The organism is Bradyrhizobium sp. I71, assembly GCF_022354745.1.
GTDB lineage: Bacteria > Pseudomonadota > Alphaproteobacteria > Rhizobiales > Xanthobacteraceae > Bradyrhizobium > Bradyrhizobium liaoningense.
The window spans coordinates 5,648,604-5,661,671 of the sequence record NZ_CP059398.1; the positions used below are offsets into that span (position 1 = coordinate 5,648,604).

Below are 13,068 nucleotides of genomic sequence, written 5' to 3' on the forward strand. Positions count from 1 at the left end.
AGAGATAGTAGAATTTTATATGATTAGAGGCGGGGTCAGGGGGCGCGCCGATCGACGACTTCCGGCAGGTAGCATCGCAAATATGCGATGGAGCATCTGATCGATTCCTCGAGATATTCCGGGGTGATGGATCGATGGAGGCTGTAGGACAGCGCCCAGATTCCATCCACGAGCGCGATCGACACCGCGACCCATTTCTCCAGATCCGGTACCTTGGGCATGTCGAAGGTCGCACGCAGATAGGCGGTACGCTGCTTTGCGAGATGGGCGTTGCCGCTGAGATCCGTGTTTCTCACCTCGACACTGACGCCTGCGCCCATGAAAAGGCGCAGCGCTGCGGGATTGCGGTTCAGATGCGCTGCGCCGGCCTTCTGGCTGTTGGCGATGTAGTGCTGCCAGGTCTGAGGACGAGGATGAACCGGGCCCGCGGCGCGTGCCGCGATCTCGGCGTGGTAGCGTTGCGCCAGGGCTACAAAGGCGGCGCCTCGGTTCGGAAAGAAGTGATAGACCGAGGCGAGAGGCACGTCTGCTCTCTCGGCGATTTGAGCGAGACTGATATCCTCGTCCAGCCGTTCGGCGAGCAGGTCTGCGGTGGCATCGAGCAGAAGCTGAAGCCGCTCGCGACCGCGCTTGCGCATCGGCGCACGACGCCCAGCACCCAATTCTTTGCCGTTCCCCAAATTGTTCGCCATCACGCACAGAGATTCAGACGAAGCGCGCGCGAAGCACTGAAATGCACTGCGCTCATCGACAGCCCGGCGTGTACCGGTCAGTCTAGTTACCATCAACCCCTTGGCCAGATCAACCGGCGCCGCCGACGTGAAGCTGTCGCATCGCGTCGGTCGCGGTCGGGGGGCGTGGTAATCTTGCAGGATGGTTGCACGAGAGGTCGTCCGTGGTCCGGGCAGCTTCGCCTATATCAAGGACAGGGTAGGCACGCGCGACGTCCACATCATCATGACCCGCCAAAGAATGATGGCAGGAAGCACAGCGACGTAATCTGCCGCGCGCCCCAGCATATGGCTCTGATTGAGCCAGAACCGATGCTCTAGATTCTTGTGTTGACGCGTTTTCTTCGCGCGAGCCGGTATCCACTTCGCCCGAAAGCCCTCTCAAGGGCGTGATGGGATGAAGCTTGATTGCTACAACGACGGAGGTGCACTCCCTCTCCCGCTTGCGGGAGAGGGCTGGGGAGAGGGTCTATCCCAGATGGGACAATCCCCAAGAGGAGAAAGCCCTCTCCCGGCGCGCGGGACGAAGCTTCGCTTCGCCCGAACGCGCCGACCTCTCCCGCAAGCGGGAGAGGTGACGGCCCGCGGCGATCGATTCAACCTAAAGCCATTCCGCTTCTAGAACTGATATCTCCGCAGCCCGCCATCCACCGGGATCACCGTGCCCGTGATGTAGCGCGCCACCGGCGAGGCCAGGAACACCGCGAGGGCCGCGAGGTCTTCCGGCTCGCCCCAATAGCCGACCGGAATCTCTTCCTCGGCAAAACGCTCGCGGTAATCCGGCGCGTAGTTGCGGCGGATCTGTTCGCTCATGATGCGGCCGGGCGGGATGCAGTTGATGGTGATGCCGTGCGCGCCGATCTCGCGCGACAGGCCCTTGGCCCAGGCGTGCACCGCGGCCTTGGCGGCAAAGGCGGCGTTGAGGCCTTCCGGCTCCGACTTGCCGGTGATGTTGACGATGCGGCCCCATTTGCGTTCGATCATCTGCGGCAGCAGCGCATGCGCGATGCGGCGATAGCTGGTGAAGTTCAGCGCGATCGCCTCGTCCCATTTGCTGTCGGGCGCATCGACGGGGAGGGGACGGCTGCCGCCGGCATTGTTGACGAGGATGTCGACATGGCCGAACTCCTTCAGCGCGAAGGCCGCAATGTTCTCAGCGGCGTCCTTGGCCATCACGTCCTGCTCGAACGGCGTGATCAATCCGCCGCCGACGTCTTTCGCCAGCTCGGCCAGCAGGTCGGTGCGGCGCGCCACGCCGATGACGCGCACGCCTTCGGCTGCGAGGCCCCTGGCGATGGCGCGGCCGATGCCGATGCTCGCGCCGGTGACGACAGCGGTTTTCGATTTGAGCCCGAGGTCCATGGTCGCATGCTCTCTTGGTTGCTTTGCGTTTTCTTGGTTGCTTGCGTTTTGCTGTTCGTTTCCTGCCCCGTCCCGCGTGCGGCGATTTGCCGAACCGAGACGAGCAGTGGTAACCAGGAGCCTCGGCGAAGGAAACACGAAAAAGAAAAGGCTGACATGATGGTCTGGGATCCGCAGCAATATCTGAAGTTCTCCGGCCATCGGCTCCGGCCCGCCGTCGACCTCTTGATGCGGATTCCGGATTTTGCCCCGCGCGCGATCGCCGATCTCGGCGCCGGCGCCGGCAACGTGACGAAGCTGATCAGGGAGCGCTGGCCGGATGCGCGCGTGACCGGTGTCGAGGGATCGGCCGAGATGGTTGCCGCGGGGCGGAAGGCGGCGCCGGACGTGGAATGGTCACATGAGGATCTCGGCCATTGGAGTCCCGCCGGGCAGTACGACTTGATCTATTCCAATGCCGCACTGCACTGGCTGCCCGATCATGCGGCACTGTTTCCGTCGCTGATGGAGAAGGTGGCGCGCGGGGGCATGCTCGCGGTGCAGATGCCGCGCAACTTCACCGCGCCTTCGCATGTGCTGATCGGCGAGACCGCGCTGGATGGTCCGTGGCGGTCCAAGGTGGAGCATCTCGTCACCCCGCCGCCGGTCGAGGGACCGGCCTTCTATCACGATCTGCTCGCGCCGATGTCGGCCAACATCGACATCTGGGAGACCGAATATCTCCAGGTGCTCGAGGGCGAGAACCCCGTGAAGGAATGGACCAAGGGGACCTGGCTGACGCGCTATCTCGACGTCTTGCAAGGCGAGGAGAAGATCGCGTTCGAAACCGCCTACGGGATGCGCGTCGCAAAGGCCTATCCGAAGAATGCTGCGGGGCAGACGCTGTTCCCCTTCCGGCGCCTCTTCATGGTCGCCCAGCGCAAAGGCTGATTGCGCTGCCGCATTGCGGCATAAGCGCTCGTTCCCTTTGGACTCGCGCGGACACCGGGTTGCGCATGCAGCGGTCCTCAAGTTAGCTTGGCTGCGGCAAACAGGGCTTGGGTCCAGTTGTTCGAGTAGCGGATTGCTGCCAGGACGGACCTGAAAAACAAGAAGAACCCGGTTTCCGAGTTGTTGGGAGGTACGTTCATGCGCAAGCTGCTTGCCGCGGTCGCCGCCGCGGCTGTTCTTTTGGCTCCTGCCATCGCCCAAGCCCAGAGTCCCATCGTCATCAAGTTCAGCCACGTGGTCGCCAACGACACCCCGAAGGGCAAGGGCGCGCTGAAATTCAAGGAGCTCGCCGAGAAATACACCGACGGCAAGGTCAAGGTCGAGGTCTACCCGAACTCCTCGCTCTACAAGGACAAGGAGGAGATCGAGGCGCTGCAGCTCAGCTCGGTGCAGATGCTTGCGCCCTCGACGGCGAAATTCGCGCCGCTCGGCATCAAGGAGTTCGAGGCGCTCGACCTGCCCTGGCTGTTCAGGGACGACCAGACCTATGCCAGCGCGATGAAGGGCACGATCGGCAAGTGGCTGTTCCAGAAGCTCGAGGCCAAGGGCATCACCGGGCTCGCCTATTGGGACAACGGCTTCCACATGCTGTCCGCCAACCGTCCCTTGCTGAAGCCGACTGATTTCCAGGGGCTGAAATTCCGCATCTCCGGATCGAAGGTCGCCGACCAGTATCTCCGCATCATGGGCTCGATCCCGCAGATCATGGCGTTCTCGGAAGTCTACCAGGCCTTGCAGACCGGCGTGGTTGACGGCTGCGAGAACACGGCGTCAAACTACCTCACGCAGAAATTCTACGAGGTGCAGAAGGACATCACCGTATCCTATCACGCGCATCTGCAGTATGCCGTCATCGTCAACTCGAAGTTCTGGTCCGGCCTGCCGCCCGATATCCGCGGCCAGCTCGACAAGGCGATGGCGGAGGCGACCGACTACACCAACTCGATCGCGCGGCAGGAGAACGAGGACGCGCTGGCCGAGATCAAGAAGACGGGCAAGACCAGTCTGCATTATCTCACCGACGCCGACCGCAAGGCCTGGCAGGAGGCGATGCAGCCGACTTATAAATGGGCAAAGGGGCGGGTCGGGCAGGAGGTGCTCGATCTCCTTGCCAAGGAACTCGACGTCAAGATGAACTGACGGGCTGCGCCCCAACAAGAACAATACCAACGGTCGGGGGTGATCGCACTCCCGGCCGTTGCGCTTGAATGATCCAATCCGGGGGGACCAAGTTGCTGCGCGCGCTGAATCGTTTTCTCGATCATCTCGAGGAGTGGCTGATCGCGACGATGATCGCGGCTGCGACATCGCTCATCTTCGTCGCCGTGCTGCACCGTTACGGTGCAGGACTGTCGATCGACATCGCGAAATGGGCGGAAGCGCGAAATCTCGCCTTCCTCGCCGTGCCGGCGCGAGCGGTGTTCGTGTGGCTTGCCGCTCTCGACCTGTCCTGGGCGCAGGAACTCTGCATCTACATGTTCATCTGGATGGCGAAGTTCGGCGCCGCCTATGGCGTGCGGACCGGCATCCATGTCGGCGTCGACGTGCTGGTCAACATCCTGCCTGGCGGGTCGCGCCGGCGCGTGATCACCTTCGGCCTTCTGTGCGGCGCGCTCTTCACCGCCATCGTCGGCTATTTCGGAGCCGCCTTCGTCACCCACATGTGGCAGAGCGGCCAGCAATCCAACGATCTCGAAGCGCCGATGTGGATAGTGTACCTCACGATCCCGCTCGGCTCCGGCCTGATGTGCTTCCGCTTCCTCCAGGTTGCCTGGTCGTTCTATCGCACCGGCGAGCTGCCGCATCACGACATGGCGGGCGTCGAGGGTGTCGAGGCGGATCCCGTGCATCCGGCCCCGGTCACGCCGAGCCAGGTCGTCCGCGACGAGCGCAGCCCGCTCGGCTGGATCCTGATGCTGCTGCCGGTCCTGATCGTCGCGATATGCTTCGCCCATGCAGGCCATCTCATCACGCTGCCGCAGGGCGTGCGCGTCGCCATCGTGTTCGCGCTGCTGCTCTCGCTGATGCTGACGGGCATGCCGATCTCGATCGCGCTGGGTCTGACCGTGCTCAGCTTCATGTTCACGCTGACCGACGTGCGAACGGAATCGGTGGCGCTGAAGCTGTTCACCGGCATCGAGAATTTCGAGATCATGGCGATCCCGTTCTTCATCCTCGCCGGAAACTTCCTGACCCATGGCGGCGTGGCGCGGCGGATGATCACCTTCGCAACCTCGCTGGTCGGCCATTGGTACGGCGGTCTGGCTCTGTCGGGCGTGGTCGCCTGCGCGCTGTTTGCCGCCATTTCCGGCTCCTCGCCGGCAACCGTCGTGGCGATCGGCTCGGTGATCCTTCCCGCCATGGTCGCGCAAGGCTTTCCGAAGCGGTTCGGCGCGGGCGTGATCACGACGTCGGGCTCGCTCGGCATTCTCATCCCGCCGTCGATCCCGATGGTGCTCTACGCCGTGTCCACCAACAGCTCGGTCGGCAAGCTGTTCATCGCCGGCATCGTGCCGGGGCTTGCGCTCGCCTCGCTGCTCGGCGCAACCACGTTCTATCGGGCCTGGCGCAACGACTATCCGCGGATGCCGAAAGCCACCTTCCTCGAGCGTCTCGATGCATTCCGCAAGTCGATCTGGGGCATCCTGCTGATCGTGATCGTGATCGGCGGCATCTACAGCGGCCTGTTCACGCCGACCGAAGCTGCCGCCGTCAGCGCGGTCTACGCCTTCATCGTCGCCGTATTCATCTACAAGGACCTGAAGCTGCGCGACGTGCCGCGCGTGCTGCTGTCATCGGCGAACCTCTCCGCGATGCTGCTCTACATCATCACCAACGCCGTCCTGTTCTCGTTCCTGATGACCTACGAGAACGTACCGCAGGCGCTGGCGCAATGGATGATCGACCAGGGCCTGGGGTGGATCGGCTTCCTGCTGCTCGTCAACCTGCTGCTGCTGATGGCAGGCAACGTGATGGAGCCGTCCTCCATCATCCTGATCATGGCGCCGATCCTGTTTCCGGTCGCGATCAAGCTCGGCATCGACCCCATCCATTTCGGCATCCTGATGACGGTCAACATGGAGGTCGGGCTGTGCCATCCGCCCGTCGGCCTCAACCTCTACGTCGCCTCCGGCATCGCCAAGATGGGGATCACCGAGCTCACGGTCGCGGTGTGGCCGTGGCTCCTGACCATGCTGGGATTCCTCGTGGTGGTGACGTACTGGCCCGGCCTGTCGCTGTGGCTGCCTCGCTTGCTCGGCATGTAGCCGCCGCGGGGCGGGACGGAGACAATGAGCATGGGTCTCCGCCCGTCCTGGCGAGACATGGCTAATGCGCGGTAAATCCGCACGCTCAAATGCGATCGTTGAGTAGCGAGCGCATCTTTACGGGTCTGCGGTAGATGCCAGTGGATGGGAGCTGGCATGTTTTTCAACAGAATGGAATCCGGACCGGCGTCGATTTCGGACGCGGTCCATTTGGAAGTCATCACGGGCCTTCACGGCACGATGATGCCCACCATTCTCGCGGCCGCCTGCCAGGCGATGGTCGGCGCCATCACGACCTACGAGACCGGTGACATGATGACGGCCGGCCTGACGGTCGCCGGCGTGGTGGTGGCGATTGTCCGTCTCGTCGAGATATTTGCATTCCGCCGCCGCCTCGCGGCTGCGCCATTTCTCGACCGGGCCGAGGCCGTGCACTGGGAACGGCGCTACATTGCCGGCACCGTGGTAACGGCCCTCGTGCTCGGCGTGTTCGCCGCGCGCAGCATCGTGCTGGGCGATGCGCTCTGCTGCGTGATGGCGGTCGGCATCGGTTTCGGCTTCGGCGCCGGCGTGGTGGCGCGGCTGGCGCTGCGTCCCGCGGCGGCGCTGCTCGATCTCGCCGCGATCGCCGCGCCTGCCGCGATCGTGAGCTTCATGCAGCCCGATCTCCGTCATGTCGGGCTCGCTCTCCTCATTCTGATGTACGTGGTCGCGAGCTTCGAGATGGTTCGGCTCAGCTTCAACGCCTCGATCAGCCAGATCACGCTCAAGCGCCAGTTCGAGCAACTCGCGCGCTCCGACCCGATGACCGGCGTGTCCAATCGTTCGGTGCTGGCAAGGGATCTGCCCGTGATGCTGTCGGCCGGGATGGTTGCCGTCCATACGCTGGATCTCGACCGCTTCAAGGAAGCCAACGACCGGTTCGGCCACCCCGCCGGCGATGCGCTGCTGAAGCAGGTCGCCGGGCGGCTCAAGGCGCTGGCCGCGCCTGACGACCTCGTGATCCGCATGGGCGGCGACGAGTTCGTCCTGGTGCAGCGCACCGCATCCGATGCGGAGGCGATGGCAGGGCGGATCGTGCAATCGATCGGCACGCCATACGAGGTTGACGGACAGGTAATCGATCTCGGTGCGAGCGTCGGCGTTGCCGTCGCGCCGGACGACGGCCGAACCGCGGAGGCACTGTTGTCGCGCTCGGACAAGGCGCTGTACCGGGCCAAGCAGAATCGTGGCGGCTACGTGCTGGCCAGCGAGCTGCGGATGGCGGACAACGCCACGGCATCGCGCCAAGCCGCTGAAGGCGTAGCCGCCTAGCCCATGCACCCTCTCCTCGCGGGGAGGCGAGAAGGGAAGAAGGCATCCATTTCCTTCGTCTCCTCCAATGGCAATCGACCGCAAGATGCGGTTAGATGCCGTGCATCAGGCGGGGGGACGCAAATGACCGAACTCAGCAATGAGCCGAAGGACGCATCGCCGTCCGTCATCGCGCAGCAAACGGCGATGCTGAACGCACTGCCGTTTTCCGACAGACGGGATTTCGACGACGCCGCGCGCGGCTTCCTCGGCACGATCGAGAACGCGGCGATCACGAATCCGCAAGGGCGGACGGTCTGGAGCCTCGAGCCCTACGGCTTCCTGTCCGCCGAGCAGGCGCCGCCCACGGTGAATCCGAGCCTGTGGCGGCAGTCGCGCCTCAACATGCAGCACGGCCTGTTCGAGGTCGTGCCCGGCGTCTACCAGGTGCGCGGGCTCGACATCGCCAACATGACGCTGATCGAGGGCGACAGCGGCGTCATCGTCGTCGACACGCTGACCTCGATCGAAGGCGCCCGCGCCGCGCTCGATCTCTATTTCAGGCATCGCGGCCTGAAGCGGGTCTCGGCCGTCATCTTCACGCACACCCATACCGATCATTGGGGCGGCGCGCGCGGCGTGCTGGCGGAGGATGCGCTCGCCACCGGCAGCGTGCCGATCATTGCGCCGAACCTGTTCATGGAGCACGCCGTCTCCGAGAACATCATCGCAGGACCGGCGATGCTGCGCCGGGCGCAGTACCAGTTCGGACCCCTTCTCGCCAAGGGCGCGCGCGGGCAGGTCGATTGCGGCCTCGGCAAGTCGATGGCGGCGGGCTCCGTCGCGCTGCTGCGCCCCACGGACCTGATCATGGCGACCGGCGATACGCGCGTGATCGACGGCGTCGCATTCGAATTCCAGATGGCGCCGAACAGCGAGGCACCGGCGGAGATGCACTTCTTCGTTTCGCGCTACAGGCTGTTGAACCTCGCCGAGAACTGCACGCACAATTTCCACAATCTGCTGCCGTTCCGCGGCGCCGACGTGCGTGACGCGCTGGCCTGGTCGAAATATCTGGGCGAAGCCTTGCGGCTCTGGGACGGCAAGGCCGAGGCGATGTGTGGCCAGCACCATTGGCCGGTGTGGGGACGCGAGCGCATCGGCACGATGATCCGCCAGCAGCGCGACCTCTACAAGTTCGCGCATGACCAGACCATCCGCCTGATGAACCACGGCCTCACCGCAGCCGAAATCGCCGAAACGATCCAGCTGCCGAAGAGCCTGGAAGGCGCCTGGCACGGCCGCGGCTATTACGGCCACATCCGCCACAATGTGAAGGCGATCTACCAGAAATATCTCGGCTGGTACGACGCCAATCCGGTCAATCTCGATCCGCTGCCGCCGGTCGAGTCGGGCAGGAAGTATGTCGAGTACATGGGCGGCGCGGACGCGATCCTGGCGCGGGCGCGCACCGATTTCGACAAGGGTGAGTTTCGCTTCGTCGCGCAGGTGCTCGGCCATCTCGTCTTCGCCGAGCCGGACAATGCGGCGGCGCGCGCACTCCTGGCCGATACGCTGGAGCAGCTCGGTTATGCCGCCGAGAGCGCGACCTGGCGCAATGCCTATCTGTTCGGCGCACAGGAATTGCGCCAGGGCATGCCGAAGGTGCCGGCGCGTCCGCCGATGCCGCGCGAAACGCTGGCGGCGCTGCGCACTTCCCAGCTCTGGGACGTGCTCGGCATCCGCCTCAACGGCCCCAAGGCGGAAGGCAAGCATATCGTCTTGAACTGGCGCTTTTCCGACACCGGCGAGACGTTCGTGCTCAATCTGGAGAACTGCGCGCTCACTTACTCCGAGGGCGCGCAGGCGGAAAACGCGGACGCCAGCTTCACGCTCGCGCGCGCAACGCTCGATGAGGTGGTCGCGAAGCTGACGAGCTTTCCGGAAGCGGTCGCCGCCGGAAAAATCGAGCTATCGGGCAACCCGATGCGGCTCGCCGAGCTGATGGGACTGATGGACGACTTCCCGCGGATGTTCGAGATCGTGGAGCCGAAGCGGGCGGTCGTAAGATAGGACGCCTTTTCTTTCCTTTCTCCCCTTGTGGGAGAAGGTGGCGCGAAGCGCCGGATGAGGGGTATCGCTCCACTGGGAGAGTTCCAATGCGGAAGCAACCCCTCACCCAAGTGAGTACGCCGCTCCGCGCTCGAAGCCCTCTCCCACAAGGGGAGAGGGCACTTCGACTGACAGCGATGTAGAAGCTCTACTCCGCGCTGCTCACCAGCTTGATCCGTGGCGCCTGTGCCTCGGTCAGGCTGCGATAGGCCGCAAGATAGTCCAGCGCCATGCGCCGCGCGGTGAAGCGCGTCTCGAACTGCTTGCGGATCGCGGCGCGGTCGAGTTGCGGCAGGCGTTTCACCACACCGGCAGCGCTGATGACGTCCTCGACGATGAAGCCGGTCAGCCCATCGTCGATGATCTCCGGAACCGAGCCGCGGTTGAAGGCGACCACCGGCGTCCCACAGGCCATGGATTCGATCATGACGAGGCCGAACGGCTCCGGCCAGTCGATCGGCAGCAGGAGGCCCAGCGCGCCGCTGAGGAAGTCCGACTTCTCGTGATCGCCGATCTCGCCGATGAACTCGACCAGCGGATTGTTCTCGATCATCGGCCGGATCAGCTCGTCGTAATAATCCTGGTCGGCGCGATCGACCTTGGCCGCGATCTTGAGCGGAATGCCGCAATGGGTCGCGATCTTGATGGCGCGGTCGACGCCTTTTTCCGGCGCGATGCGGCCGAGCACGGCGAGATATTCCTGTTTCGCCGGCTTCGGCGTCAGCAGGGTCTCCGGCAGGCCGTGATGGATGGTGGTCACCCAGTTCGCCTGCGGCACCGGCCGCCGCTGCGCGTTGGAGATCGAGATGACGGGCATCTTGGAGAAGGTGTTGAAGACCGGCTGATGCTCCGGCAGGTCGAGCCGGCCGTGCAGCGTGGTCACGAATGGCGTCGGCTGCCGGTGGAACAGCGACCAAGGATAGTAGTCGAGATGGAAGTGGAGGAAATCGAACTCCTCGTCGTCACATTTCTGCCGCACCCGCTCCAGCAGCACCATGTGCAGCGCATTGGGATCGCGCACGGAACCGTCGAGCCGGAGCGCCTTCGGCCACAACGCATCCAGCTTTGCCGACGTCTGCGAGTCGCCGCTGGCGAACAATGTGACGTCGTGTCCAAGGGCTACCAGTTCCTCCGTCAACCAATGCACCACCCGCTCGGTGCCGCCATACAGCTTGGGTGGAACAGCCTCCGTCAACGGAGCTACCTGCGCGATGCGCATCTCACCATCTCCTCTGCGATCATGAACGTTGAAAGCCCCCGTACGTCGGCACCGGCTATGCCCAGCCAAGGGAACGTTCCCGCACCTGCGAAGTTCCTTCCTCCGAACGTTACATATTCGACACGTCGGGGGATCGTCGCGATGCTGCCACTAGATCTTCGCACATCGCCCGCATCCGCATGTCGTGATGACGTTGCCCGGGAACCGAGGCGAAGTGGTCGATGTTCACTCGGCCAGTAACGAAACGAAAATCAGCATAACGGGGCGATAGCCATATGGATCAGCTTTCTGGATACGCGCGCAGGCCATTTGCCTTTGTCTTGCGCTATCTCCGGCGTCGTCTCGCCTCGCATCTGGTGATCCTGGCCGCCGTCGTGGCAGCCGTCGCCTGTTCCGTGGGCACCCAGTACGGCGTCAAATCCCTGGTCGACAGCTTGTCCGCCGGACCGGGGCATGGCGGCAGCGTATGGCTGGCATTCATTCTGCTCATGTCACTGATCGCGGCCGACAACTTCCTGTGGCGGATCGCGAGCTGGACGGCGAGCTTCACCTTCGTCCGTGTCACGGGTGATTTGCGCCGTGACATATTTCGTCATCTGACCGGGCATGCGCCGAGCTACTTCTCGGACCGGATGCCCGGCATGCTGACGAGCCGCATCACGGCGACGTCGAATGCGGTGTTCACCGTCGAGAACATGTTCGTCTGGAACGTGTTGCCGCCCTGCATTGCCACAATTGCGGCAATTGCCCTGATCGGAACCGTCAGTCCTTACATGGCCCTCGGCCTGGTCGTGATCGCCGGCGGCATGGTGGTTGCGATGTTCCATCTGGCAGCCGCCGGCAAGCCGCTGCATGACGATTTCGCCGACAAGGCCGCGGTGGTCGACGGCGAGATGATCGACGTCATCAGCAACATGCCGCTGGTCCGTGCCTTCTGCGGCATCGGCCACGAGCATGAGCGGTTCGACGCGACGGTGAACCGGGAGCTCACCGCGCGAAGCCGCAGCCTGCGTTATCTGGAAAAGCTGCGGCTGTTGCATGCCGCCATCACCGTGCTGTTGACGATCGCGCTGATGGCCTGGGCAATCACGCTGTGGCAGAAGGGCCAGGCGACGACCGGCGATGTCGTGCTGGTCTGTACGCTCGGCATCTCCATCCTGAGCGCAACGCGCGATCTCGCGGTGGCGCTGGTCGATGTCACCCAGCACGTCGCGCGCCTGACCGAGGCGATCGCCACGCTGCTGGTGCCGCACGAATTGCGCGACCACCCCGAAGCCGAGCCGCTGGTGAAGAGCGGCGCTGCAATCGCGTACAACAACGTCACCTTCGGCTATCCCGGCGGCGAGAAGATCTTCGAGCGGTTCAGCCTGCGCCTCCAGCCGGGCCAGCGCGTCGGCCTCGTCGGGCAGTCCGGCGGCGGCAAGTCGACGCTGTTCACGCTGCTCCAGCGCTTCTACGACGTCGACGAGGGCAGCGTCACCATCGACGGCCAGGACATCTCCAAGGTAACGCAGCTGAGCCTGCGCGAGGCGATTTCCGTCGTGCCCCAGGACATTTCCTTGTTTCATCGCTCCATTCGCGAGAACATCCGCTACGGCCGGCCGAACGCGACCGACGACGAGGTGCTGCGCGCGGCGATCGCTGCGCGTTGCGACTTCGTCGAGAGCCTGCCTGACGGCCTCGACACCATGGTCGGCGACCGCGGTGTCAAGATGTCTGGCGGCCAGCGCCAGCGCATCGCGATCGCGCGCGCCTTCCTGAAGGATGCGCCGATCCTGCTGCTGGACGAGGCGACTGCCGCGCTCGACAGCGAATCCGAGGAGGCGATCCGCGAGGCGCTGTCGCGTCTGATGCGCGGTCGCACCGTGGTCGCGATCGCGCATCGGCTGGCGACGCTGCGCAATTTCGACCGCGTGGTGGTGCTGAGAAATGGTAAGATCATCGAAGACGGCTCGCCCGAGCGTCTGATGCAGGGCCACGGGCCGTATCGTGAGCTGGTCACGCAGGAAATGAGCCGGCTCGCGCAAGCTGCCGCGTAAACCAACAGTCGCGTTTCTCGAGTCGGTTGCGTTTTGAAACAGGCGCAGGGGAGCAG

9 protein-coding genes and 1 pseudogene are annotated in these 13,068 nt (G+C 64.0%); 7 read left to right on the forward strand and 3 right to left on the reverse strand.

The window, feature by feature from the left end:
• Positions 1-35 precede the first annotated feature (35 nt).
• The gene (locus tag FJV43_RS27220; protein ID WP_061878284.1) at positions 36-638 is read right to left on the reverse strand and encodes a TetR/AcrR family transcriptional regulator; all 603 of its coding nucleotides are present in this window, start codon (positions 636-638) and stop codon (positions 36-38) included.
• 711 nt (positions 639-1,349) lie between these two features.
• Positions 1,350-2,093, reverse strand: coding sequence for an SDR family oxidoreductase (locus FJV43_RS27225; protein ID WP_239622106.1), 744 nt, complete (start codon positions 2,091-2,093; stop codon positions 1,350-1,352).
• Positions 2,094-2,252: 159 nt separating this feature from the next.
• On the opposite strand from FJV43_RS27225, the gene FJV43_RS27230 reads away from it, so the two are divergent.
• The 6 genes and pseudogenes from FJV43_RS27230 (at position 2,253) to FJV43_RS27255 (ending at position 9,715) form a co-directional block, all read left to right on the forward strand.
• Positions 2,253-3,023: a methyltransferase domain-containing protein gene (locus tag FJV43_RS27230; protein ID WP_345946207.1), complete on the forward strand. Its 771-nt coding sequence runs from the start codon at positions 2,253-2,255 to the stop codon at positions 3,021-3,023.
• 198 nt (positions 3,024-3,221) lie between these two features.
• A complete protein-coding gene (locus tag FJV43_RS27235; protein ID WP_239622108.1) occupies positions 3,222-4,223 on the forward strand; it encodes a DctP family TRAP transporter solute-binding subunit in 1,002 nt (333 codons plus the stop codon).
• Between the two features lie 149 nt (positions 4,224-4,372).
• Positions 4,373-4,801: pseudogene (locus FJV43_RS37260) on the forward strand (TRAP transporter small permease); the annotation flags it as partial.
• 267 nt (positions 4,802-5,068) lie between these two features.
• On the forward strand, positions 5,069-6,349 hold the full coding sequence (locus FJV43_RS37265) for a TRAP transporter large permease subunit (RefSeq protein WP_239629628.1): 1,281 nt from the start codon (positions 5,069-5,071) through the stop codon (positions 6,347-6,349).
• A gap of 156 nt (positions 6,350-6,505) precedes the next feature.
• Positions 6,506-7,663, forward strand: a complete 1,158-nt coding sequence (locus tag FJV43_RS27250; protein WP_239622109.1) for a GGDEF domain-containing protein — start codon at positions 6,506-6,508, stop codon at positions 7,661-7,663.
• A gap of 123 nt (positions 7,664-7,786) precedes the next feature.
• Positions 7,787-9,715 carry an alkyl sulfatase dimerization domain-containing protein gene (locus FJV43_RS27255; RefSeq protein ID WP_239622110.1) on the forward strand — a complete coding sequence of 643 codons (1,929 nt, stop codon included), beginning with the start codon at positions 7,787-7,789 and terminating at the stop codon, positions 9,713-9,715.
• A 187-nt stretch (positions 9,716-9,902) separates the two neighbouring features.
• Here FJV43_RS27255 and FJV43_RS27260 read toward each other — a convergent pair whose 3' ends face one another.
• Positions 9,903-10,973: a glycosyltransferase family 4 protein gene (locus FJV43_RS27260; protein ID WP_239622111.1), complete on the reverse strand. Its 1,071-nt coding sequence runs from the start codon at positions 10,971-10,973 to the stop codon at positions 9,903-9,905.
• 275 nt (positions 10,974-11,248) lie between these two features.
• Between FJV43_RS27260 and FJV43_RS27265 the strand changes: the two genes are divergently transcribed.
• Complete coding sequence (locus FJV43_RS27265) at positions 11,249-13,012, forward strand: ABC transporter ATP-binding protein (protein WP_239622112.1); 1,764 nt, start codon at positions 11,249-11,251, stop codon at positions 13,010-13,012.
• The last annotated feature ends 56 nt before the right edge of the window (positions 13,013-13,068 follow it).